Origin of the sequence: uncultured Phycicoccus sp. (assembly GCF_947495705.1) — a bacterium.
Classification (GTDB): domain Bacteria; phylum Actinomycetota; class Actinomycetes; order Actinomycetales; family Dermatophilaceae; genus Phycicoccus.
Window position 1 is genome coordinate 264,560 of record NZ_CANLZR010000004.1, and the last position, 24,252, is coordinate 288,811.

Sequence of the window (24,252 nt, forward strand, 5' to 3'; positions counted from 1 at the left end):
AATCCGCGCTGCGCCGTGCACTCCCCTCACATGCGTAGGCGCCCGACAACGCAGTGGCCCCGGCCTAGTTGCTGATGGCCAGCACGTGAGCGGCTGCCTCGGCGAGGCCGGTGGTGGGGTTCAGTGAGCCGTTCACCTGCAGGGGCAGACGGATTCGGTAGCTCACGGACTCCGGGACCAAGTCCATGCCTGCCAGGACGTCGCTGCGTGGGAGGCGGATTCGGGAGTCGGTCATGTCGTACAGCCGCGCGAACGACGTCGTAAACGGCCGTCTGAACTCAGGCGCGATCTCCGGAGAGTCATGCTCGTATCCACGCCCGGCCGATCCCGCATAGCCACTGATCCGGCCGAGGAACTCCGCTCGGTCTCCGGCACTCAGAGTGCTGATCAAGTTCGACACGATCTTGTGCAGTGTGAACCCCATCGGTTGATCGTTGGGTAGCCAGACCAACCCGACACTCAGCAGGAAGAGACCGGTCTCCTGCACTCCCCCCACGGGATTTCCGAGCTCGACCTGGTGGGGGGCCTGAATGTGATGTACCGATGCGGCCTTCGTGGTGGTCTTGACTTCCACACCTATCGAGCCGAGCTGGAGGTCCCTACTCGACCGCCGGTGTCCGGCCCACGACTGCATAAGTGTCCGAGGTGCGGCTTCAGGATCCGCGCGAGTCAGGGCATCTAAGAAGAGCAGCTCACCGCACAGACCTAGGAGTGCATCAGCGTCAACCGACGCACCGGTGAGTGCGAGGTCGATGATCTCCTCGCTCCTACTGAAGGCACCCGGCACGCTGTCATCAACGTTGTTCAGTTGCAGTTCCGCGCAGATGAACGCGGCCACGCGATCGAAGTGTGGCTCGTTCGGCAACAGCAGCCGATTGGCGCTCAGGCCCTCGCCATCAACCGTGGCCCACTCGTGGTGCTCAAGATGCTTCGCGACGCCCGGCCGTGAGGCTTGGAGGGGTTCACCCACCAGGAACACTTCTATGGCCCCACTTGAGGACCGGGCGAACCCGAGGGCGCGGCTGGCAGAAGTCCATTCCACATCCCGGGAATCCGCAGCTGATGCGGGAACGCTTGCGGCAACTCGCTCCCGGAGTTCCTCGTAGATCGCGTCTCTTGAGTGCCCGTTAGTCACGGTAGGTCCTCTGTGGGGACGGCGGAGACTTGGTCTGGGCCGCCGAGGGGTAAGGACAGTCCGACTGCCAACGAGAACGACTTATTCTTGTGAGCGATCGGGTGGAAGAGCACGAGCCCAGGCTCGCCTGGGGGACGTGCCGAGCCCCAGGATCCCCGTACCGGCACGGGTTCGCCTCGGGCGAAGTAGTCGATGTACTCGTCGCCGGGATACCGCTCAGACGCCTCAGCGTCCGATACATGCGTGCCTGCCGACCCCCGAGAGCCCCAGGTGTCGCGGAGGGCACCGGTGGCGGTGACCTCCCGCTCCATTGTCCTCACTGGGTGGCCAAGGTTCGCCAGTGGGCCGCTGGCGACGTGCGGGCCCCGGCCAAAGCGGAGCGCGACCCGGAAGTGGGGTCGAGCGGCCGCCCTCTGCTGGAGATCCACAAGGCTCCAGGGACCGAATGGCGGGTCTGTCGTCACGAGCCCTGGGGCGCGCCTGGACAGCGCGGCCGACCAGGCGCGCAGGTACGCGGCTATCGCGTATGGGGAATTGCTGCCAAGGTCGATCCCATCGGGCACAAACGGGGCCCGGTAGAGCGGGTACTCGGAGTCTTGTGCGGTCAGCCCAAGATGGTTGGCGAGCGACTGCCAGCGCTTTGAGTCACGTCCGGAGGTTCCGGGCCCGTGGTCTCGGTAGGTGAGGCTGTCTAGGAGCTCCGCGGTCCCAAGGAGATCTAGGTCCTCGCGCAGGATGAGCCCAAGGTCGCGGCCATCCTTCGCCGACACCACGTCGTATCCCCGCAGTAGAAGGTCAGCGACGACCTCAGCGTTGTTGGAGTCGGACTCGGGAGTGTTCATGTGCCGAATGAACGGGGTCGCCTCCGGCCAGATGGCCACAGGGGTGACGTTGGCGATCTTGCCGGTTGCAGCGAAGTTGTAGCCTTGCAGGACACTCACGGCCTTGGAAGGCCCACCTGGCTGGTTCATGGCGGCCATGATGTCTCTCCGCAATGCCTCGTCGGCCTCGTGGTAGGCACTGAACAGCTCCAGCTGCCCGGGCGTGAGGAAGACCCTGCAGAGCTCGATGAAGCTGCCTCGATAGCCGAACCAACGTTGCATCTGCATCTGGGTGTCCGCGAGCGGCGTATCGCTGTGTCGGGTGAACAGCGTGGCTGTAAGACCTTCGAGCGTGAGCCCCCGGGCCATCACGTTTCCAGAGACGAAGATCGTCGAGTGGTTGGGAGGCGGCCCCCAGCTACCTCCGACCAGGCTCGGCTCGAAATCCGGTCTGTCGTCCGCGGTCTCGTCGCTGTTTATGACCGCCAACTGGGTGCCGGGCACCACCTCTTGAAGGAGGAGCCGGCGGATCTCGTCCCAGTCGTCGATTCCCGGAACACGGGCCTCGTCAGGGAGGGAGAGTGCCGTGTAGCAGCGGTGTGCAGCGTCTGCGAACTCCCGCATCCAGCCCTGCCACTTCTCAGGCTCATCATCGATCTGAGCCTGAATGCCCTCCACTGACAGCTCGCGTTGACCCGCGTCGATACGGGCGCGCGCTTCCCGGCGGTCCGATCCGTCCGACCACGCGAGAACCTGTGCGGCGACGTCGAAGTGGTCGTCCTTGGCCGAGGAGGGGTGGATCAGCATCGACCCCGGTGCCGCGAAGGAGGACAGTGCTTCAGCCTGGGTACCGAAACGATGCTCTCGTGCCGAGTAGGGACCGATTCGCTCAGGGGCGCGCCAGAGGCGCACGGCGGAGCCGACGAGGAAGGCCCGTAGCGCGTTCCCAAACACCTCCTCCGGCGGGTCCTCGGTGCGGCATAGGGGCACCGAACTGAGGGATCGGTAGAACATGTCGCCGCCCGTGTACCAGGACCTGAGCCCGGCGGCGTCGGTGTACGACGGCGACCGTGGCACTATCTCTCCGCGGGGTCCGGGGGTGCGCAGACTGATTGCGAAGTCACGTGGCGCTAGGGGGTTCGAGGCGTCTTGAAGGAAGTTGGCCTGCGGGGTGGCGGTATAGGCGATGTACGTGGCGTAGAGGTTCGCCTGGCTGGTTTCGCCGGGGGAAGTACGTGCCTCCCAAAGGTCTGCGATCCGTCGGGGAACCTGTTTGGTGTCTGCCAGGGACACGCCGGTTCGGGCCTCGGTCACAGCGTCCAGGATGGATGAGTCGTCTGCCTCATCGTCAATCACGAGAATGTGGAAAGGGTCCCCCCGTTGTGCGGCTGCGGGAAAGACGGACTTGCGGAGGGTCGCGGCCATACGCTCCAGGTGGAACACGTTCTTCATGACCACCGCGACGATAGGCAGGCGCCCGGACACTGCCTTTCGGCCGAGCGGACCGGTCAGGGCGTAGAGGGTGGCGAGGTCCGGAGCCTGCTGTCCACGGTTCAGGACAGCTCGGTTAGGCACGAACACCCGTCTGGACCACGGTTGATCGAGGGTATCGAGTTGGGACACCAAGCGCTCGAACGTCTGCTGCCAGAGTGCCGTTCGCGTGCCGGCAAGAACCACGACGGCGTCGACCTTCGCGTCGAGAGCCTTGGCGATCACGGCGAGCATCGACGCGGTCTTTCCAGACTGAACCGCTCCCATAACCACACCGCTGCGCTCGCGTGAAGCGGGCCACGAGCCACTGCCAGGCGAGCCCACTCCGAACACGCCCTCGTCGATGATGAACTGCGCATCGTCGTCGATCACCTTGAGGCTCGTGGGTGAGATCCCGTGAGCCGTCAGTTGTTTGGAGTAGCTGGACCACCAACCAACTGGGCCCTCACCGATCGGCGTAACCAGATGTGTGACGCCGAATGGTGAGCTACTGGTGCTCATCTGCCGTAGGTGCGAGGCCCATGAGCGCTTGGAGGCCTGAAGACCCGTAGCGACTGGCGATGCCGCCATCGGCCTCATCCGGGGCGACCCCGAGAATGTCGAGCAGCTCGGTCACAACCTCGGCGATGAACTTCCACTGCTCTCGTGTCTGAGTCTTGGCGGGGCGTCTCCAGTCCGCAGACCGTTCGCTGATGGCTCCGAGAGACTCCTCAAGACGTTGTTCGAACTTCTCCTCCAGCACGACTGCGGCGGCGCTGAAGGCGATGAGCGTGGCCACCAGCTGCAGCTCCTGCCACTTCGACTTGCTCTGGGCGTTCTTGAACGCTGGTGACCAGATGTCGTCGGGGATAACCGCGTGGGCATCGAGCGCGCGGTCCAACAGACGCATCGCGTCTCGAACGCGGTCCGAGTTGCGTAGCGGATCCGACGCATCGTCGTCGATCCGCTTCAAGAGGGCGTTGACCTGGGCTGCGGTGGAACGGGTGGGTGCTTTGCCGTCGCTGAAGAGGAGGGCAGCCGCGACCCAAGAGAGCAGCTTCGTGCGCTTGTAGCCCGCCTTGCCGAAGCCGTAGCTGTCCAGTACCTCAGGTGTTGAGGCGAGTTCATCCCAGATCTCGGAGAGGAATGGAGCGACTGTATCGACCTCTTCGGAGTCTCCGGCGGTCACGAGGAGGGCTCGCATGAAGTCGAGGTTGTGGTAGAGGGCGTTGCGGATCTCCTCCGCGTTCAGATGCTTGCCCTGCTTGTTGTAGAGGCTGAAGACCTCGTGAATCTGGTCGCTTGTGACGGTCTCGTAGACGATCACAGGGACGCGGTACTTGGAGTTGGGCTTCTCGAAGAGCGAGCTCACGGGACGGGGCTCGCCCACGACGTCAATCGTTTTGTCGCGGATCTCGCAGAAGTAGCGACCCTTGAGGTGGTCGAGACCAGACAGCGGCTTGACGTCACCGGTCCTGAGCGGAAACGGGAAGTAGTACTCCCTTGCCACTCCTGCCGTGAGGGTCTGAGACTCATTTGCACGCCACAGCTTCTTGAACTGCGGATAGTCAGTCTGAAAAACCTGGACCAGGCCGGCGTGCCCCCAGGCCTCCTCCTTCTCTCGCACTAGATCGAGGGCACGAGGATGACGGCCGACGAAGCGAAGGATCGAGGTCAAGCGCTGCTTGCCATCAACCGTCTCGTACATGACCCGCTGAGAATGGGTGCGCTGCAAGAGGATCACCGAAGGCAGCGGGATACCTCGAAGGATGGACTCAATGAGCTGCTGAGCGGTCGTGGTGGGCCAGACGTCAGCCCGCTGGTAGGACGGGCTGAGGCTCAGCTCTCCGTCCTCCGCGTAGCCGACGAACTCCGACACCGGCCATGTGTTGGCCACTGCCTTGATCGGGCCGCTGCTTTCGTTGTCCTGCTCCTCGTCGACCTCACCCCAGGCAGCGAGCCAAGCCTGCGTCGCGCTTGCCCTGGTGGCTCCACCTTCGGCCTCAGACTCGAGGATCTCCTCGAAGTGCTGTCGGAGCTCGAGGGCGCGCTCGATCCTTCCTGCCAGCCTCGGCAGAACGAGTGACTCGTCGGCGGTGGCGGGCTCTCCCAGGCCTGTGGCGAGGCTGATCATGAACGACTCGGGGGCGGTCTCGTCCAGATTGTTCTCAAGGCGAAGCCATCCTTGAACCTGGACAAGGCTAGATCGCCAGGTGCCGCTCGAGAACGACACTGCCTCGGGCTCGATCTCTGTGGTCGGCTCAAACTCGGTGGGCGTCGGGCCCGTTCGAGACAGGCTCGCGATGCCCTCGGAGATGTTCTGCCTGATCTCACTGAGGTCATCCACTGCTAGCTCGTCTCCTAGTGGTTCGTTCGAGTACATCGGATCTGTGCGGGGACGATCCTGCGATCCGTCGGTGAGCAGGCGCCCGGCGCCCTCCAGCAGCCGATTGAGGCCGGTCAGGGTGATGGTGTCACCTCGCGAATAGCACTCTGCATCCCAGGTCGCGCCAACCGCCGCAGCGATCCGTCGGCCGCATTCCACCTTTCCTGGTGTCTCGGTGAGGTCCAGGCCGACCGCCCTGCCCATGGCCTCGAGAGCCGACCGCTTCTCTTTGCTGCCGGGCCCCAGCGGTTCTGCGGGTTGTCGGCCGAGTGAGTACATGCGCGCAACTGCCTCAGCCTTGGAGGTAGCGCCTTCGTAACCCACCTGCGCTTGACCCTTCGACGTCTCGTCCGCTCGTGACTGGTCGCGAGCATTGCAACAGTCCCCTTGGGAACAGTAACAAGGTGCGTCCCCTCGGCCCGCGATTTCCGTGGAGGCTGTCACAGATGGTCGCGGCTGCGCTCAAGCCCTTGGGGGTCGGGGCCCGTCCTTAGGCCGACATGGGCGTATCGAGAGACTGCGACGAGCCCGCCAGCTCCGCAGCCAACGCGGCCGGCGACAGCGAATCGGTCAGCGGGCTTTCGACAGCTTGGAGCACGCTCTCGACCAACGACTGCGGAAGGTCGCTTCGGTTCTGCGCGACGTGAGTACGGAACACGTGCCACGCAGCTCCAACCGCGACCCCGTTGCCAACCTGCCTGTACGACGCGGAGTCCGGCTGGCCGCCGAATGCGAAAGAACGGGGCAGGCCTTGCAGGCGGGCGGCCTCGTGAGGTGTGAGGCGGCGAAGCCGGCTGCCCAGCACGGACGTTTGGGTGATGGCCACGAGCGCTGGCAGGTATGTCGGCGCCTTTACCCGGATACCCGAGGGCCTGAAGTGCATGACGGTATCCCTGAGTGTGAGGGCGTTCTGCGCCTGCCACTCGAGCTTGCGACGCGACGGTGGGAAGCTGCGGAAGTCCTTGTTGGCGCTGAACCAGTCGTCGATCACCTCCCGGTGGTCGTCATAGAACTGTGCGTTCTTCTCGAGGATGTCTGACTTCCACTTTGGGTGAGCCGCGTGCTTCAGGTCTCGAATCGACCGGCGCGACCACCGCCACTCGTCAGCCCACAGGGGGAACCCCGGCAATCGCGTCCCCGTCGTTGCCCACATCCGTTTCACTAGGTCATCCCAGGCAGCAACCCAACGAAGCTCGTCCGTGGTGAGGCGGTACCTCTCGACATCCGCGATCGCCACATCGTCATCAAGGATCCACTCGACATCCCAGTCGTGGACGTTCCAGCCTGCGACCCCGCCTCGAACCACAGTTGGCGCCACGTCGACTTCGGCCATTGCTCGTTGCGGGCCCACGAAGGTGCCGAGTATGAAGACGCGGTCCCGGATTTGGGGGGTGCCTCCAAGGGACGGCGGGAGGAAGTGAGGGGAGAACACTGAGGGTGTTGACGAGACTCTGTAACCGATCTCTCGCAACGTCTGAATGATGACGTCCCACTCGTGCGTGTGACGTGGCCCCGCAATATTTCTGACGTTCTCGAGCAGGACAACAGCGGGCCTACGGTCCTCAAGAATGCGGGCGATGTTCCAGAAGAGCGTTCCTCGTGCCTCGTCCATGCCGCGCTGGTAGCCGGATTTCGAGAAGGGCTGGCACGGAAAGCCAGCAGCAAGCACGTCGTGGGGCGGAACGTCGACTGGACCGTGGTCGGGAGTCGCCAAAGTGATGTCGGTGTTGACGACAGGGCGGCGCGACTCGGGCAGCGGTTCCACCCAGTTGCGGAGGTAGGTCTGCCGCGCCTTCTGGTCGATCTCCGAAACGTAGACGCACTGTCCGCCGGCGTGGTCGAGCATGGCGTGGAAGCCGCCGATGCCGGCGAACAGATCTGCGTACCTGAACGCTGCAGAGTCCTTCGCCATGGCAGCAAGCTTAGCTGAAGCGACAGCTAAATCAAGCTCCCGCGCGGACTGGTTGAAGTGGAGTGGCAGGGCGTCGTTCATTGGAGGGGAGTCCTCTGGTCGTGCGCATCCCGCAGGGTCGACTCGATGCGCTAGGGGCGAAGGATCACCCCGCAGGAGGTACTCCATCAACAGGGTCCGACAGGCTGGGGAAACCATCTCGTCGGTCACCTTCCTGTGGATCCATCACGTCGCGGGCCACGGCATCCGGGTCGCGACGGACTTGGCACTCCCACACCCTCACCACGCACCATCCGTGATCTTGTGCCAGCTGCGTGGACCGGCGGTCGCGCTCGGCGTTACGGCGCATCTTGTCGGCCCAGAGCTCCGCGTTGGGCCCGGCCCAAGGCGTCTTGCGGCCGTGCTCGGGGCAGCCGTGCCAGAAACAGCCGTCCACGAAGACGGCGATATGTCGGGACGGCAGGACGAAGTCCGGGGTGCAGCCCTTCGCGATCTGCCGATGGAGCCTGAACCGCCCGCCGGCCGAATGCACCGCTTGGCGAAGCAGGACCTCAGGAGCCGTGTTGACCTTCCGTCGCCCGGCGAGGTGCGCGCCCGCCTTCGTGCTGACCCACCGCTCCGCCACGGCTCCAATCTACGTCGGCAGTACCCCAGATTCGTACCCCAGAAGAGTACGGCAGTGAGGGCCGAAATCGACGCGATCGGGTGCCTCACAGCGCCCTGACCTGCACTTATGCACCCCCTCACGGACTCCATTCGGGGATTTTGCAAGCAGGGGGTCAGCGCTTGGCAGCCCGGCTCCAATGCAGGTAAGGGGACTCGAGCCGCTGGGGGCTAGTCCGACCCCGGCGGCGACGCGAGGCCGCGACGCGTCGCACCTGAGAGGGCTCTGAGTCGCGTTCTCCCGACTTCACGAACACACCGCGCCCTGACCCACTACCTTTTGGCGCGAGTCGCAACAGGGGCGACGAATGACGTCGACCGCATCGAGGCCCCCATGCGCATCCCCCACCCCCGTTCTGTACTCGCCGCGTCCGAGGCCCTAAGGGCCCGCAGACACCCGGGTCGCCACGCCCGCGCGCAGGCGAGGAACAGACACGGGGCGGGAGTCGCCCAACCGTGGGCGCACCGCGGCCAGCACCACCACGGCGGGCACCGCGGCTCCTCGCGGCCGCCGTCGAAGCGGCCGTCCTACGTCGTCGGCCTCGGCGCCGTGGTCCTCGCCCTGCTCGCCCCGGTCATCGTGACCGCGAGCTCCCAGGCCGCCGGGGCGGAGCTCACCACGGTCATCGCCACCGACGCCGACGCCGTCGTCGACTCGGCGCGCCCCACGAAGAACTACGGCGCGTCCAGGCTCCTTCGCATTGACGGCTCGCCCGTCGTGCGCACCTACCTGCGCTTCTCGGTCGGAGCGCTGAGCGGCGAGGTCGTCAAGGCCGAGCTCCTCGTCTCGACCAAGTCCGCCACCACCAGCTCCACCTCGGTGGCGCTGTCGTCGGCGGCCTGGGCCGAGCGCACCCTGACGTACCAGAACGCCCCGCAGCCGGGGGCGTCGTTCGCGACGGCAGCACCGGTGAAGGCCGGCGGCACTCTGACGGCCGACGTGACGTCCGCGGTCCAGCAACCCGGAACGGTGGGGTTCGTCCTGACGACCCCCTCCTCGACCAACGTCGCCATGCACAGCAGGGAGTCGTCGGCCGCGGCCCCGGCCCAGCTGCGGCTCACCGTGAAGCAGGCGCCGACCTCGACCCCGACCCCGACCGCGACGACGAGCGCCATGGCATCGCCCACCCCCACCGGCTCGGCCACCCCGACCCCGACCCCGACTGGCCAGGGCCCCATCCGCGCCACCTTCTACTACCCGTGGTTCCCCGAGGCGTGGAAGCAGCAGGGCTTCGACCCGTTCACCCGGTACGTCCCCAGCGCCGGCTGGTACGACTCATCGGCGCCGGCGCTCATCGACCAGCACATCGACAGCATGGTCTACGCCGGGATGGACGCCGGGATCGCCTCCTGGTGGGGTCAGGGGTCGCGGACCGACACCCGGATCGGCGCGCTCCTGTCACGAGCGGCGGGCAAGCCGTTCACGTGGGCGCTCTACTACGAGCGGGAAGGCTCCAGCGACCCCTCGGCCAGCACCATCGCCGCCGACCTGGCGTACGTGAAGGCCAACTACGCGACCAACCCGGCGTACCTGAAGGTCGGCGGCAAGCCGGTCATCTTCGTGTACGCCGACCCCGGTGACGGCTGCGGCATGGCCGACCGCTGGGCCGCGGGCAACGCCTCGGCCGGCTTCCATGTCGTGCTCAAGAACTTCTCGGGCTACGCGACGTGCGCCTCCCAGCCGGGCGACTGGCACCAGTACGCCCCGGCCAACGCGACGCAGGTCTCGACGACCTCCTACTCGGTCTCGCCCGGCTTCTGGCGACCCGACGAGAGCGCGCGCCTCGTGCGTGACCCCGCCCGCTTCGCAAGCAACGTCGCGGCGATGGTCGCCTCGGGCAAGCGCTGGCAGCTGGTCACGACGTGGAACGAGTGGGGCGAGGGCACCTCCGTGGAGTCCGCGACGCAGTGGGCCACCTCGTCGGGCCATGGGACCTACGCCGACATCCTGCACCGGGCGCTCGTGGGCACTGGCAGCACGCCGACCCCCACCCCGACCCCAACGACCTCAGCGACCCCGACCGCCTCGGCCACCCCGACGCCGACCCCCACCCCGTCGACCACACCCACCGGCGGTGCGCTCGTGGCCGCGGTCGGCGACATCGCGTGCAGCTCGACCTCGTCGAGCTTCAAGGGCGGCCTGGGCACGTCCACCTCGTGCCGCCAGCAGGCGGTGGCCGACCTCCTCGCCGGCCGCGACGTCTCGGCCTTCCTGCCGCTCGGCGACATCCAGTACGAGTGCGGCGACCTCGCCGAGTTCCGGGCGAGCTACGACCTCGCGTGGGGCCGGTACATGGACATCACCCGCCCGGTCGTGGGCAACCACGAGTACGGCACGTCCTGCGGTCGCAACGAGGCCTCGGGGTACTTCACCTACTTCGGCGACCGCGCCGGCCCGGCGGGCAAGGGGTGGTACTCCTACGACATCGGGGACTGGCACCTCATCGCCCTCAACAGCCAGTGCCACTACGGGACCACCGGCGTGCTGGTGGGCGGCTGCTCCACCTCGAGCGCGCAGTACGCCTGGCTCCAGCAGGACCTGGCGGCGCATCCGAACCGGTGCACCATCGCCTACTGGCACGAGCCGCGCTGGTCGTCGGGCAAGCACGGGAACGCCCAGTCGATGAGCGACATCTGGAACCTGCTCGTGACCAGTGGCGCCGAGCTGGCGCTGGCCGGGCACAACCACAGCTACGAGCGCTTCGAGCCGCTCGGGACCGCACCCAAGGACACCTCCTCGAGCGTCCAGCAGCCGACCCCGGACCCTAACGGCATGCGCCAGTTCGTCGTCGGCACGGGCGGGAAGACCCACTACGACTTCACCGCCCCGATGCTCACCGGCGAGACGGTGCGCAACGGTGACACCTTCGGCGTCCTGTTCCTCACCCTCGGGGACGGGACCTACTCGTGGGAGTTCGTGCCCGAGGCCGGCAAGACCTTCACCGACTCCGGGTCGGCCACCTGCCGCTAGGCCCGCGGGTTCGTCCGCCATCGCTGCTGGTCAGCGGGGTGTCCACCGGGACTGAATTCGGCCACTCCGGCCTCGGAACGACGCCCTGCTCCCTACACTCACGAGGGTGCAGGGGCAAGCGGTACGCGGGGTGACGGGGCGCCCGGCTGCCCGGCACCCGGCCCCGGCGATGACCCTGGCGGGCTGGGCGGTCGGCCTGACGACCACCGTGCTGGTCCTGGGCGCCACCCCGCTGGTGCCGACGTACCGGAACGCGGCGCTGCACATCGTCCTCGACACTGCGGACACCTGTGTAGCACTCCTCGTCGCCTACCTGCTCCTCGGCCGGTTCGGCCGCAGCCGGCGCCTCCAGGACCTGCTCCTCGCCGAGGCGCTCCTGCTTCTCGCCCTGTCCGGGCTGGGGATCGCCCTCCTGGAGTTCGTCTCCGGCTACACCCCGGGCACCGTCGACGTCTGGTTCTCGGTCGGGCTGCGCAGCGTGGCCGGCGTGCTCGTGCTGCTGGCCGCCCTGGCTCGCGACCGGGTCGTCGAGGGCTGGACCCAGCGCTCCTTCCTGGTTCCCTGGGCCGTCGCCGGGGCGGCGCTCGCGATGCTGTGGGGAGCTCGCGGCCAGCTGCCCGTCGCCGTCGTCGAGCAGACGACCGAGGGGCAGCGTCCGCTGCTCACCGAGCAGCCCCTGGTCTTCACCGCCTGGTCCGTGGCGGCCGCCTGCTTCCTCATGGCCTCGGTCATCTTCACCCAGCAGGTCGTCCGCGACCGCCTCGACGAGAGCGACCAGCTCCTCATGTGGGCCGGGCCCGCTTTCGCGCTCGCGGGCTTCGCCCGGATCAGCTACACGCTCTTCCCGTCCCTCTACAGCGAGTGGGTGCACACCGGCGACCTGCTGCGCACGGCCTCGTACGTCATCCTCCTCATCGGGGCCACGCGCGAGATCCGCCAGTACTGGACCGCACAGGCCGACATTGCCGTCCTCGAGGACCGCCGCCGCCTCGCCCGCGAGCTGCACGACGGTGTTGTGCAGGAGCTCGGCTACATCCGCATCGTCACCGACGGGCTGCGCACCATCCCCGATGCGACCCGGCAGGGCCTGCTGGAGTCGTGCGACCGGGCCCTGGACGAGGCGCGCGCCGCCGTCGACGCCCTCGGCCGGAGCCCGGACGAGCCCCTCGGGCTGGTGCTGCACCGCGCCGCCAGGCAGGTGGCCGAACGGTACGACGCCACCCTCGAGGTCGACCTCGACCCCACGATCACCGTCGGGGCCGCCCACCGGCACGCACTCGTGCGGATCACCCGCGAGGCGGTGTCCAACGCCATCCGGCACGGGCGGGTCACCTGCGTCCGGCTGCACCTGGCCAGGGACAGTGACGGCCGGTGCCGCCTGCGCGTCGCCGACGCCGGGCAGGGCTTCGACCCGGCCGCCGCCCCCGGCACGTCGACCGGGTTCGGGCTGACGAGCATGTCCGACCGCGCGGCCGGTCTCCAGGGCACCGTGGACATCCGGTCGCAACCGGGCCAGGGGACGACCGTGGAGGTGACGTGGTGACGACCCGCGTCGTCATGGCCGACGACCACGCGCGGATGCGGGCGACGGTCAGGCAGGCGCTCGAGGACGGCGGTTGCGAGGTGGTCGCCGAGGGCGCCACCGCCGCCGAGGCGGTCGCCCTGTCCATCGAGCACGAGCCGGATGTGGCCCTGCTCGACATCCACATGCCCGGCGGGGGCATCCGTGCGGCAGCGGAGATCTACCGCGCCCTGCCGGAGGTGGCCGTCGTCATGCTCACCCAGTCCGTCGACGAGGACGACCTCTTCGACGCGCTGCGGGCCGGTGCCTCGGGGTACCTGCTCAAGGACGCCGACCCGGCCACCCTGTGCGACTCGCTGCGCTCGGTGCTTGCCGGCGACGGCGCGCTCTCGCCCCGCCTCGTCGCCCGGGTCCTCGACGAGTTCCGGGCACCGAGCAAGCGCCGCCTCGGGCGGAAGTCTCCGGCGGCCGGGCGGCTCAGCGCCCGCGAATGGGAGGTCATGCAGCTGCTCGGGCAGGGCCTGACCACCGAGGACGTCGCCTCGCGGCTCTTCCTCTCACCGACGACGATCCGGGTGCACATCTCGACAGTGCTCAAGAAGCTGCGGGTCACCGACCGCGAGAGTGCGCTGCGGCTCCTGCGCGGGGACTGACGGCGCTCCCCGCCTCGACGAGGCGCGCGACCACCGCGCTCAGCGCGTCCGCTTCGTCGAGCGTGAACTCTCGCTCGCCGACGATGACGTACGGCCCGTCGCTCGGGGTCGACCCGTGGGCCGCCGTCATGCACAGGCGGACCGGTGTCTCCCGCACGTAGACGGTGACGCCGAGGTGGAGCCGGTCCTCCTCGCCCTGCAGCGTCCCGTGGGTGATCCGGCACCAGGCCGGGCACGGGTCCCCGGCGGCAGCCGGCCGTTCCATCATCTGCTGCTTCTCTCGGCCTCGAAGGTGGAGAGGCGGTCCCACGCCCTGCACGTGGGACCGCCCCTCCGTCACCCGCCGACGATCAGCGGGTGCCGATGTTGACGTAGTAGGTCTGACCGTCGTCGAGGGTCACACCCACCCGCCAGTAGTTGCCGCCGGCGTTGCCCGTCTTCCAGTTGTAGATGTACTGGCCGCTGTCGTAGCGGTAGGTGCTGCCGCTGTCGGCGCTCTCGGTGTACACCGACTCAATCACCGGCGCACTCATCGAGCTGCCCTTGACGGGCGTCAGCCAGACGGGGGCGGTGGTCGCCTGGACGACGGTGCCGTCGGCCCTCTTCAGCTGCAGCTTGGCGGGGACCGTGCTGCCGGCCTTGAAGATGCTCGTCGACGCGGCGACCTGGTGGGCGGTGTCGTTGATCGGCTGGAGGAACCCGTCGAACCGGTAGATGACCCGGTAGGTCCCCGTCAGCTCCCTGGAGTTGCCGGCCTTGTCGGTCGCCGTCGCCGTGTAGGTGAAGGTGCCGACCCCGTTGGCCTTGCCGCCGGTGGTCATGACGGTGCACGAGGCCAGCCCGGAGAAGGCGTCCGTGGCCGTGCAGGTGGCGGCCGGGACGGACCCCAGCGTGTAGGTCGCACCGTTGACGTTGACGTCGGCCGTCGTGAGGGTCGGCTTCTCCTGGTCGATGCGGATGTCGGCGACTTCCGCCGTCGCCGTGTTGCCGGCCTTGTCCGTCGCGGTGCCGGACGCCGTGTTCGTACCGTTGGCGGTGAGCACCACCGGGTCCGGGCACGTGGCGACCCCGGAGAGGGCGTCGGTGCAGGTGAAGGTCACGGTGACGGGGCCGCTGTACCAGCCGCTGGCGGTCAGCGTGCCGGCCGTGACCTTCCCACTGATCGTGGGACGGGTCTTGTCGAGCTTGACCGTGACGCTGTCGGTGCCCGTGTTGCCGGCGGTGTCCTTTGCGGTGCCGGTGACGACCTTGCCCGGCGTCTCGGTGGAGACGGTGACCGGGGCGGTAACCGAGCCGGGAGCGACACCCGAGCCCTTGTCGTCGTCCTTGGCCGAGAAGGTGACCGTGACGTCGCTGTTGTTCCACTTGTCGGCGTTGGGCGCCGGCGAGAGGGTGTGGCTCACCGCGGGGGCGATGTTGTCCCACTTCAGGGTCACCTTGTTGACCTGCTCGGTATTGCCTGCCCGGTCGACGGCCCAGTACTCGACCGTCCCCGCGCCGCTGCCGTTGAGCGGAACGCTGACGGTTGCGGTGGAGCCGGCGACGACCTGCGTGGTGCCGTTGTCGACGCGGTACTGGATCTCTTTGACCCCCGACAGGCCGGCCTGGTCCGTCGCGGTGAGCACCACGTCGGCGGTGTCGCCTGTGCACCACTCGTTGACGGCGGTGCATGTGTTGTTGGCGGTGGTCTGCGGCGCGGTGCCGTCGATGTTGATGCCGCCGACGGTCGCCGGCGCGCTGAGGTTACCAGCGCGGTCGGTGGCTCGATCGCTGGTCACCGACTGGCCGGCGCCGTCATCCTCGAGCATCTTGCTCGTGGGGCAGCTGGCCACGCCGCTGAGGGCGTCGGCGCACCGGAAGTCCACGATGACCTTGCCGGAGTACCAGTTCGCCGCGTTCGGCTCCGTGGTCGGGGCTCCCGTGACGACGGGCGCGGTGCGGTCGATCTTGAGGCCGGTCACCGTCGCGGGGAGGCTGGTGTTGCCGGCCTTGTCCCTGATGGTGACCGGGCCGGCGGTGAGGTCGTCGCCCTCTCCGGTGACGGTGGTCTTCGCCGGCTGGGTGGCCGGGTCGATGCCCGACAGCCCGTCGTCGCCCCTCCAGGTGACGGTGACGTCGCCGTTGTACCAGCCGGCACCGTTGGCCGCATCCCGGACGCCGGTGAGGGTGGGCCTGGTCTGGTCGAGGTTGACCGGGCCGAACCGGGTGCTGTTCCGGTTGCCGGCGATGTCCATGGCGTCGCCGGTGACGTACTGGCCCGCGCCGTCGTTGGACAGGGTGGTGTCCCCGGCGCAGCCGGCGAGGCTGTCGGACGGGCCGGAGCCCGTGTCGGTGCAGGTGAACTTCACATCGACCGGGGTGTTGAACCAGCCGTGCTCGTTGGCCGAACGAGGCGTGCCGTCGGCGTTCACCGTGGCGCCGGTGATGGTCGGCGGGACCGTGTCGATGTTGATGCCGAAGGTCTCCTTCGCCTCGACGTTGCCGGCGAGGTCGGTGCTCCAGTACGTCACCTGGTGCGGGCCGTCGGAGAGGTCCCTGGTGAACGGCTGGCCGTACGTCTGCCGCTCGCCGTCGTCGATGACGTAGTAGGTGGCCGCGACCCCGGAGCGGGCGTCATACGCGTCGAAGGCGAACGGGATGCCGCTCGTCACGAACCAGCCGCTGGCCGGCGAGATGGGGTTGACGCGGGTGGTCACCGGCGCGCTGCCGTCGACCTTGAGGACGACCGGCGCGCCCGCGACCTCGAGGTTGCCCGCGCGGTCCCGGCTCCAGAACGCCACGGTGTACTCGCCGTCCGCGGTCAGCTCGACCGGGCCGCTGTAGGTCTTGGCGTCGCCGCCGTTGACGGTGTACCAGGTGCGGTCGACGCCGGACAGGCCGTCGGTCGGGGTGAGGGTGACCGTGGCGCTGCCGCGGTACCAGCCGTTGCTCTGGGCGCCGGTGACGTCCGACAGGGTCGTCGGAGCGGTGCGGTCGATCGTGATGCCGGCGACGGTCGTGGTCGTCGTGTTGCCGGCGACGTCGCTGCAGCTCGCGGTGGCGGAGAGGTTCTTCCCCTCGCCCTCGACGACGCTCGCGGCGGGCTGGCCGGCGGGGCCGGACAGGGCGTCGGTGCACTCCCACGTGACGGTCACGTCGCCGGTGTGCCACCCCGAGGCGAAAGACCCGGTGAGCGACGGTGCGGTCTTGTCGACGTTGATGCCCGAGACGCCTGCCGAGGCGGTGTTGCCGGCGGCGTCCGTCACGCTGGAGCTTGCCTCCTGGTTCCGGCCCTCACCGAGGACGGCGGCGGCCTTGGGGCTGCCGGCGATGCCGGACAGGGCGTCCGAGGCGGTGTACTCGACCCGGACGTCGTCCTTGTACCAGTCGGCCGCGTTCTTCGCACCGACGGCGGTGGCACTGATCGTGGGCGCGGTCTTGTCGATCCGGACGGACGCGGTGTCCGTCGCGGTGTTGCCCGCGCCGTCGGTGGCCGTGCCCTGCACGGTGTGCGCGCCCTCGGCGGTCTTGGTGACCGGGTCGGTGCAGCTCGCGACCCCCGAGCCGCCCTGGTCGGCGCAGGTGAACGTCACCGTGACGTCGCCGTTGGTCCAGGTGCCGTCGGTGTAGGACGCGGGGTCGAACGCGTGGCCGATGGTCGGGGCCGTCTTGTCGATGCGGACGGTGGCCGTCTGCGGCGCCTCGGCGTTGCCCGCCTTGTCGGTGCTGGAGTACGTGACGGTGTGGACGCCCTCGGTCTCGAGGAGGACGCTCGTCCCGGTCCGCGGGGTGCCGCCGTCGACGGTGTAGGTGGTCGAGGCCACGCCGGAGAGGTTGTCGGTGGGCAGCAGGGTCAGGGTGACGTTCCCGTTCGACCACTGGTTGGACGTGCCGGTGATCCCGGTCGTGGGGGCGGTGCGGTCGATCTTGACGGCCGGCGAGCTCGTCGCCGTCGTCGACAGGCCGGCGCCGTTGGTCACCGCCGTGGTGCTCGTGAGGCCGGTGCCCTCGCCCGCGATCGTCGTGTTGGCGGGGGGCGTCGGGATGCCCGACTCGGGGTCGGAGGCCGTCCACCGGATGGTGACGTCGCCGCGGTACCAGCCGTCGCCGTTCGGCTGGGTCGTGGGCGCTCCCGAGAGAAGGGGGGCGGTGGTGTCGCCGGCGGGGGCCGTCGACGTCGCGGTGTTCGTGTTGCCTGCGCGGTCGGTGGCCGTGCCGGTCACGGTGACACCGGGCTGCACGGTCCTGGAGTTCGTGGTCGAGCCGTCGGCGAGGCACGAGGCGATGCCGGAGTGGGTGTCGTTGCAGGTGAACGCAACCGTGGTCGATCCGTCGGCGTTCTTCGTCTGGGCTGCCGTGATGGTCGGTTTCGTCTTGTCGACGCGGACCGTCACCGCGCCTGCTGCGCCGGTGTTGCCGAGGCGGTCGGCCTGAGCCGGGGCGGTCAGGTTCGCGATGCCGTTGGCGTTGACGGTGTCGGTCTTGAACGGTTGTGCCGCAGCGACGCCGGACCCCGTGTCGGTCGCGGTCCACCGGACGGTGACGTCGGTGTTGTTCCACCCGGCGCCGTTGGGGGCGGGTGTGAGTGTGGACGACACGACCGGCCCGGTGTTGTCGAGTACGTACGACGCCTGGCCTGTGCTCGAGGGGCCGGTGCACTTGCCCTGATTGTTGACGTCTCTCGACGCTGTGACCGTGAACGCCCGGGTTCCGTCGCCGGCCGGGGCCGTGAGCGTGAACGTCCAGGTCGTCTTCGCGGTCGGAGAGCTTTGCGTTGGCAGGTTCGCGGCGCCCGTGACCTCGACGCACTGGGTGTCGTTGCTCGTGCCGACGGTGAGGGTCAGCACCGCACCCTGCTTCGCGTAGAGCGTGCCCCCGACGTTCACCGTCCCCGCACCCCCGCTGAAGCTCGCGCTCGTGACCGACACGGCGTGCGCCGGGGTGAGGCCGACACCGCCGAGAAGGGCGGTCGCGGCGGCGGCGGTGACGGCGAGCAGCCGGCGCCCGCGGGTCATCGTGCCCCGCTCGACGGGCCGGGCGTGGCGCGCCGACGGCGCGGTGTTCTGACGAAACAACATGGGGTCCCCTGCGCGTAAGTCCTGGTGCACGCCCTGCGCGGCACGCCCCCGACCGTAGGGAGACCCATTCCACCTGCGCCAGCCCCTTGCGCGTTCAACCACCTGAACGCCCGGGCGGCCCCTGCTCACAACGGCGTTCAACATCCTGAACGCCGCCACCGACTAGTCCGGTCGAGCCATTTCGCCGGTCGCTGACCCCCGCTAGCCTCATCGCCATCGTTCCGTCGCTGTCCCGTCGGAATGTGTTCCCGGTCGATGCCTGGGCTGTCGCGAACTGTTGGCGCGAGCCACGGTTCAGCGGTCCTGTCGACGACCGGAACCGGCGTGCCGCCCTCGGGCGCACGCCGGGGCGTGGGCGTCCGGTCCAGCAGGGGTACCGGAGGTCCAGCTCCGGGCAGACGCCGACGCCGGCTGGGTCCTTACGGGGGGCGGCCGGCGTCGGTGCGTCCCGCCCCAGCTCACGGAGCTCGCGCAACGACCAGCGCCTAGCGCGTGTGGCGGTCGATGAAGTCGAGCACCAGCGGGTGTGCCGGGTCGATGAGGTGGCCCCCGGCGGCGGCCCCGTGTTCGGCCCGCGGAAGAGCCGCGGCGAGGCGATCGACGACCGCGCGCAACGGCTCCGGGGAGTCCTGCGCGGCGACGAGCAGCGTGGGGACCTTGATGGCGCCGAGGGTCGCGTCGTCCGGTGCCCAGGGGTCTGCGCTGAGATCCAGCCCCTGCCCGCGGAGCTCGGCGAGAACCGCAGGACCCGCTGCGACCATCACGGCCCGGACCTCCCCCGGGAGGGAGTCCCACCCCGCCTGCCCCAGCGCCTCGACGAAGACCGCCTCCCCGGCGCGGGACGCGTCCGCTGCGACGGCGGCGACGACCCGCTCACGGAGCTCAGCCCCCCAATGCCGGGCGGCCGGGTGCACGGGAAACACCGCCGGCTCCAGGAGCACCAGGCCGCGCACAAGGCCCGGGTGCTGCTGCGCGAGGCGGAGGGCCACCAGCCCGCCGGTGCTCCGCCCCACGACCAGGGCGGGGGTCGCCGTGAGGGCGTGCAGCAGCGCTGCGGCGTCGGCCACGTGGTCGTCGAGGTCGAGGCGTGCCCCCGGCGCCGGCGGGTCGCTGCCCGGGAAGCCACGACGGTCGTAGACGATGCACCGTCCGTGCTCGGCCAGCCGGGCGGCGGCGTCCAGCCACAGCGCGGAAGAGCTGGGTGTCCCATGGATCCCGAGGATCGCGGGGCCTTCGCCGCGCGACTCGTAGTGCAGCCCGGCACCGTTGACCAGGGCGGTCGGCATACCTCGAGGGTAGGCCGGTGCGCTGCCCTGGCCCACCCCTCGACGGTCCGGCCAGCACGGCAATTCCGGCATTGTGAATAGCCCCCTTGGGCTATGGCCAGCCCTGTTGTCCCACCCCTAGATTCGCACCGCGTCCCCCACTCCGAGCAGGGGCGTTGAAAGGAGTGGACATGTCAGCACGACGCGTCGCCATCGCGACGTTCGCCACCGCAGCACTCGCGGTCACCGCCGCCGGCCCCGCCTTCGCGGGTGAGGTCAACGGCAACGGCAAGGAACTCCCCCTCAAGGGGAACTCGATCTGCAAGTACTCCGGGCTCAACGACGAGATCAACGAGGAGGAGCCGACCCGCACCCAGTCGTACGGGACCTTCCTCGTCCTCATCAAGAAGTCCATGGGCGTCAGCCCGCAGGTCGTGAAGAACGGGATCCTCCCGTCGCCCGGTGACGCGTGCAACCCGACGAAGGGCTTCCACGAGTAGCGCGGCCCAGCCGGGGCCGGCCGCGAGCCGGCAGCACGACGCCGGCCGCTCCCCGTGGGGAACGGCCGGCGTCGTGACGTCCGACGGCGGTGCGGGCCGGGGCCCGCGCGCCGGTCAGTTCTTGTCGGAGCCCTCGTCCAGGTGCGGCGTCGACAGGTCGGAGGACTCGGACGTGCCCGTGGTCGACGGCACGTCGGAGTCGCCGGCGCCCGCGTCGTTCCACGTCGCGGTGCCCTTGTCGGCCTCGGCGCCCGAGGCGGCCTTGGCCTCCTGCACCTTCGTCGCGGCGGCGCCCTTGGCCTCGGCGGCCTTCTCGGACGCCTTCTCCTTCAGCTCGCCGGCCTTCGCGGTGGCGGCGACCTTGGCCTCGGTGGCCTTGGCCTTCGCGGCGTCGACGGTGTCGCTGACCTTCGTGGCAGCGGCGCTCGGCGGGGTGTAGGAGCCGGCGCTCGCCCACGGGTCGGGACGCTCGGCGCTCTTCTTGTACGCGTACGCGGCGGCACCCGCGGCGACGACGCCGAGCAGCAGCACCAGGCCGCCCTTGCCCTTCTTCCGCTTGACCCGCGCGTCCCCCTTGAGGACGGCGTAGGCGTCGGGCGCCCGGTCGGCGGCCTCGGCAGCCTGCTCCTTGGCGGTGGCGGCGCCGGCGAGGATCGCGGCGACGGCCGTGGCGATCTTCGGGACGACCTCCTCGACGAAGGTGTCGCGGGCGTGCTCGACCTTGGGGGCCAGGGTCTCGGCCGCCTCCTGGGCGCGCTCGCGAGCCATGTCGGCGGCATCACGAGCCGAGCCGGCGTAGTCGTGGGCCTTGACCCGCGCGGTGCCGGCGGCGTCCCGGGCCGACCCGGCGTAGTCGTGGGCACGCCCACGGGCCAGGTCGTAGTCCTTGGCGGCCTGCTTCGCGGCCTGCTTGCGGGCCTTCTTGCCGCGGCGGCGCAGCTCGTCGGCAGCGTCGGCGGCCCGGTCAGCGGCGTCGTACGCGCTGCCGCTCACGCGGCCCGCGGCCTCCGCGGCGGCATCCCGGGCCTGGTCGGTCCTGCTCTTGTTACGGAACACATGTCCTCCTTGGCTGGACGTCTTCAGCCCCTATCCTGCCCTGTTTCCCCAGATCGGGGCACATCAGGTGCCCGCGGATGGTCACCGCCCCGGCGCCCGCCCGAGAACCCCGCCGCCACAGGCGCGTCGAGGTCCCCGTGAGAGGATCGGGGGCATGAAGGCAACCCTCCACACGAACCATGGCCCCATCGTCGTCGAGCTCTTCCCGAACGAGGCGCCCAAGACCGTCGCCAACTTCACGGGCCTCGCCACCGGCGAGAAGGAGTACAAGGACGACGCGGGCCGCACCAACCCGACGAAGTTCTACGACGGCCTCGTCATGCACCGGATCATCCCGAACTTCATGATCCAGGGCGGCTGCCCGCTCGGCAAGGGCATGGGCGGGCCCGGCTACAACTTCGACGACGAGATCCACCCGGACAAGCAGTTCGACCGCCCCTACATCCTCGCCATGGCCAACGCCGGCACCCGGATGGGCAAGGGCACCAACGGCTCCCAGTTCTTCATCACCGTCGCGCCCACCACCTGGCTCAACGGCAAGCACACGATCTTCGGCGAGGTCGCCGACGCCGCCAGCCGCGCGGTCGTCGACACCATCGCCGGCGTCCCCACCGGCGCCCAGGACAAGCCGGTCGAGGACGTCGTCATCGAGCGCGTCGAGATCGAGGACTGACCCTCCCCGTGGCACGGCGCGGCCCCGGCCGCCCGCGCCCCTGACCCCGAGGACGACCCGACGTGGCCGAGCAGAGCCCGATCCCGCCGACGGACGAGCAGGTCCCGGTGTGCCCCCGGCACCCCGACCGCGAGTCCTACGTGCGCTGCCAGCGCTGTCGCCGCCCGGCCTGCCCGGAGTGCCAGCGCCCCGCGGCGGTCGGCATCCAGTGCGTCGACTGCGTCCGCGAAGGCTCGAAGACGGTGCGCCAGGGGCGCACCGTCTTCGGCGGGTCAGTCACCGACGGTCGCCCCACGGTGTCGCTGACGATCATCGGCATCTGCGCCGTCGTGTTCCTCCTGCAGCTCACGGTCTCGGGGATGACCGGGCGCATCGCGTTCGTGCCGGCCGTCGGTGAGAGCCAGCCGTGGCGGTTCCTCACGTCGGCGTTCGCGCACAGCCCCGGCAACCTCCTGCACATCGGCTTCAACATGTACGCCCTGTGGTTCATGGGCCAGTACCTCGAGCCGATGCTCGGCCGCGCCCGCTTCATCGCGCTGTACCTGCTGAGCGCGCTCGGTGGCTCCGTCGCGTTCCTGCTCCTCGTGCCGGCGCGCAGCTACGCCGAGGCCCTCGCCGGGCAGGGCGGCAGCTGGTGGGGCGGCGCCGTCGGGGCCTCCGGCGCAGTGTTCGGGCTGTTCGGCGCCTACCTCGTGCTCCAGCGGCGGCTCGGGCGCTCCGCGGCCGGCATGTACGTCGTCATCGGCATCAACGCCGTCTTCGGGTTCGTCTACCCCGGCATCGCGTGGCAGGCGCACCTCGGCGGCTTCCTCGTCGGGGCGGGCGCGGCGGCCATCGTTGCGTACCTCGGCCGGTCGCGCGGGCCGCTGGAGCCGCCCGACCGTCGCGTCCACTGGCTCGGGCTGGCCGGCATCGCGGTGCTGCTCGTCGCCCTCACCGTGCTGCGGTACGCCACCGTCTGAGCCCTCCACCCGCGCCCCGGGATCATCCACAGCTGTGGATTACACGGCTGTCATTCGTCCCCAGTGTGGACAGCGCCTGTGGATAACTCCGCGGCGGCGGTGTCAGATCCTGACGCGACTGAGGGTCAACGCCAGCGGGTCGTCATCATGAAGCCGGTCAGCATGAAGCCGAAGCCGACACCGAGGTTCCAGCGGCCGAGCTGCGGCACCGGGTACTGGTTGACCCCGGAGACGTAGAAGGTCACGACCCAGAGCAGCCCGATGATCATGAGCCCGAGCATCACGGGGACGAACCACCGCGGGTTGGGGCCCTGCGCGGCCGCAGGGGTGCGGTTCGGCGGGGTGTAGCTGGGCTTCGATCGCCCCTTGGACTCGGGCACGGGAACTCCTCCGGTTCTTTCAGCGTCGTGCCCTAGCGTAAGGGCACTCATGGGATTGGAGGTTGGCCGGTGGCCGGTACGCATGCTGGGCAGGTCCGTCGACCCTCGCCGTGGCCGTGGCTCGTCCCGGTCGCGGCGCTCGTCGCCGGTGCCCTGTTCGCCTCCAGCGTGCGCGCGTCCGGGGGCGAGAACCTCCGCACCGACTACGGCCGCCTGCCCGACCTCATCCGCGACCAGACCCGGGTCAACGCCGAGCGCGCCCGCGAGATCGACGACCTCCAGGCCCAGGTCGATAAGGCGACCGCCGCGCTCGCGCCCGGCGACATCCAGACCCAGCGGATCGAGCGTGAGGCCACCGAGGTCGCCCCGGTCGCCGGCCGCACCGAGGTCGTCGGCCCGGCGCTGCGGGTGAGCCTCAGCGACGCCAAGCTCGACGGCGGCGAGGTGCCCGTCGGGGGCGACCCCGACGACTACGTCATCCACCAGCAGGACGTCCAGGCCGTCGTCAACGCCATGTGGGCCGGCGGCGCCGAGGCGATGATGCTCCAGGACCAGCGCGTCGTCTCGACCAGCGCGGTCCGCTGCGTCGGCAACACCCTGATCCTCCAGGGCCGGGTCTACTCCCCGCCGTACGTCATCACCGCGATCGGCGACGTCGACCGGATGCAGACCACCCTCGACACCGACCCCTCCGTCGACATCCTGCGTCAGTGGTCGGTCCGGGTCGGGCTCGGCTACTCCGTCGAGGCCCTCGGCGAGCAGACCTTCCCCGCCTACTCCGGCAGCATCTCGCTCGACCACGCCGTCGTCGCGGAGTCGTGACCGC

17 protein-coding genes are annotated in these 24,252 nt (G+C 69.3%); 7 read left to right on the top strand and 10 right to left on the bottom strand.

Annotated elements, in window-relative coordinates; translation table 11 throughout:
- Positions 1-64 precede the first annotated feature (64 nt).
- From Q0963_RS08315 to Q0963_RS08335, 5 genes are all read right to left on the bottom strand, one after another.
- Positions 65-970, bottom strand: a complete 906-nt coding sequence (locus Q0963_RS08315) for a PD-(D/E)XK motif protein (protein WP_299444941.1) — start codon at positions 968-970, stop codon at positions 65-67.
- Positions 971-1,131: 161 nt separating this feature from the next.
- Complete coding sequence (locus tag Q0963_RS08320) at positions 1,132-3,819, bottom strand: Z1 domain-containing protein (protein WP_299444942.1); 2,688 nt, start codon at positions 3,817-3,819, stop codon at positions 1,132-1,134.
- A gap of 115 nt (positions 3,820-3,934) precedes the next feature.
- Positions 3,935-6,091, bottom strand: a complete 2,157-nt coding sequence (locus Q0963_RS08325; RefSeq protein ID WP_299444943.1) for a DUF262 domain-containing protein — start codon at positions 6,089-6,091, stop codon at positions 3,935-3,937.
- A gap of 211 nt (positions 6,092-6,302) precedes the next feature.
- Positions 6,303-7,805, bottom strand: a complete 1,503-nt coding sequence (locus Q0963_RS08330; RefSeq protein WP_299444944.1) for a DNA cytosine methyltransferase — start codon at positions 7,803-7,805, stop codon at positions 6,303-6,305.
- 64 nt (positions 7,806-7,869) lie between these two features.
- On the bottom strand, positions 7,870-8,349 hold the full coding sequence (locus tag Q0963_RS08335; RefSeq protein WP_299444945.1) for a very short patch repair endonuclease: 480 nt from the start codon (positions 8,347-8,349) through the stop codon (positions 7,870-7,872).
- Positions 8,350-8,937: 588 nt separating this feature from the next.
- Here Q0963_RS08335 and Q0963_RS08340 point away from each other — a divergent pair.
- The 3 genes from Q0963_RS08340 to Q0963_RS08350 all read left to right on the top strand — a co-directional run bounded on the left by Q0963_RS08340 (position 8,938) and on the right by Q0963_RS08350 (position 13,533).
- Complete coding sequence (locus Q0963_RS08340) at positions 8,938-11,358, top strand: DNRLRE domain-containing protein (RefSeq protein ID WP_299444946.1); 2,421 nt, start codon at positions 8,938-8,940, stop codon at positions 11,356-11,358.
- A 106-nt stretch (positions 11,359-11,464) separates the two neighbouring features.
- Positions 11,465-12,901: a sensor histidine kinase gene (locus Q0963_RS08345; RefSeq protein ID WP_299444947.1), complete on the top strand. Its 1,437-nt coding sequence runs from the start codon at positions 11,465-11,467 to the stop codon at positions 12,899-12,901.
- Positions 12,898-13,533: a response regulator transcription factor gene (locus Q0963_RS08350; protein WP_299444948.1), complete on the top strand. Its 636-nt coding sequence runs from the start codon at positions 12,898-12,900 to the stop codon at positions 13,531-13,533. Before Q0963_RS08345 ends, Q0963_RS08350 begins: the two co-directional genes overlap by 4 nt.
- On the opposite strand, the gene Q0963_RS08355 is transcribed toward Q0963_RS08350, so the two are convergent.
- The 3 genes from Q0963_RS08355 to Q0963_RS08365 form a co-directional block, all read right to left on the bottom strand.
- Complete coding sequence (locus Q0963_RS08355; protein ID WP_299444949.1) at positions 13,490-13,801, bottom strand: DUF6907 domain-containing protein; 312 nt, start codon at positions 13,799-13,801, stop codon at positions 13,490-13,492. The genes Q0963_RS08350 and Q0963_RS08355 overlap by 44 nt on opposite strands.
- Before the next feature lie 82 nt (positions 13,802-13,883).
- On the bottom strand, positions 13,884-18,590 hold the full coding sequence (locus Q0963_RS08360) for an OmpL47-type beta-barrel domain-containing protein (RefSeq protein WP_299444950.1): 4,707 nt from the start codon (positions 18,588-18,590) through the stop codon (positions 13,884-13,886).
- Positions 18,591-19,075: 485 nt separating this feature from the next.
- The gene (locus Q0963_RS08365) at positions 19,076-19,876 is read right to left on the bottom strand and encodes an alpha/beta fold hydrolase (protein WP_299444951.1); all 801 of its coding nucleotides are present in this window, start codon (positions 19,874-19,876) and stop codon (positions 19,076-19,078) included.
- Between the two features lie 170 nt (positions 19,877-20,046).
- Between Q0963_RS08365 and Q0963_RS08370 the strand changes: the two genes are divergently transcribed.
- A complete protein-coding gene (locus Q0963_RS08370) occupies positions 20,047-20,355 on the top strand; it encodes a hypothetical protein (RefSeq protein ID WP_299444952.1) in 309 nt (102 codons plus the stop codon).
- A 114-nt stretch (positions 20,356-20,469) separates the two neighbouring features.
- Here the strand turns inward: Q0963_RS08370 and Q0963_RS08375 are convergent, their stop codons facing one another.
- Positions 20,470-21,411, bottom strand: a complete 942-nt coding sequence (locus tag Q0963_RS08375) for a hypothetical protein (protein WP_299444953.1) — start codon at positions 21,409-21,411, stop codon at positions 20,470-20,472.
- A 154-nt stretch (positions 21,412-21,565) separates the two neighbouring features.
- Between Q0963_RS08375 and Q0963_RS08380 the strand changes: the two genes are divergently transcribed.
- The gene (locus tag Q0963_RS08380; protein WP_299444954.1) at positions 21,566-22,084 is read left to right on the top strand and encodes a peptidylprolyl isomerase; all 519 of its coding nucleotides are present in this window, start codon (positions 21,566-21,568) and stop codon (positions 22,082-22,084) included.
- 62 nt (positions 22,085-22,146) lie between these two features.
- Positions 22,147-23,046 (top strand): rhomboid family intramembrane serine protease, encoded by a 900-nt coding sequence (locus Q0963_RS08385; protein WP_299444955.1) that lies wholly within the window; start codon positions 22,147-22,149, stop codon positions 23,044-23,046.
- 125 nt (positions 23,047-23,171) lie between these two features.
- On the opposite strand, the gene Q0963_RS08390 is transcribed toward Q0963_RS08385, so the two are convergent.
- The gene (locus Q0963_RS08390; RefSeq protein ID WP_299444956.1) at positions 23,172-23,426 is read right to left on the bottom strand and encodes a cell division protein CrgA; all 255 of its coding nucleotides are present in this window, start codon (positions 23,424-23,426) and stop codon (positions 23,172-23,174) included.
- Positions 23,427-23,495: 69 nt separating this feature from the next.
- On the opposite strand from Q0963_RS08390, the gene Q0963_RS08395 reads away from it, so the two are divergent.
- A complete protein-coding gene (locus tag Q0963_RS08395; protein WP_299444957.1) occupies positions 23,496-24,248 on the top strand; it encodes a DUF881 domain-containing protein in 753 nt (250 codons plus the stop codon).
- Positions 24,249-24,252: the final 4 nt, after the last annotated feature.

Bases quoted from the DNA above. Each gene is read 5' to 3' on its own strand.
- Q0963_RS08330 (WP_299444944.1), bottom strand. From the start codon at position 7,805: ATGAACGACGCCCTGCCACTCCACTTCAACCAGTCCGCGCGGGAGCTT.
- Q0963_RS08355 (WP_299444949.1), bottom strand. From the start codon at position 13,801: ATGATGGAACGGCCGGCTGCCGCCGGGGACCCGTGCCCGGCCTGGTGC.
- Q0963_RS08370 (WP_299444952.1), top strand. From the start codon at position 20,047: ATGTCAGCACGACGCGTCGCCATCGCGACGTTCGCCACCGCAGCACTC.
- Q0963_RS08365 (WP_299444951.1), bottom strand. From the start codon at position 19,876: ATGCCGACCGCCCTGGTCAACGGTGCCGGGCTGCACTACGAGTCGCGC.
- Q0963_RS08380 (WP_299444954.1), top strand. From the start codon at position 21,566: ATGAAGGCAACCCTCCACACGAACCATGGCCCCATCGTCGTCGAGCTC.
- Q0963_RS08325 (WP_299444943.1), bottom strand. From the start codon at position 6,091: ATGTACTCACTCGGCCGACAACCCGCAGAACCGCTGGGGCCCGGCAGC.
- Q0963_RS08360 (WP_299444950.1), bottom strand. From the start codon at position 18,590: ATGTTGTTTCGTCAGAACACCGCGCCGTCGGCGCGCCACGCCCGGCCC.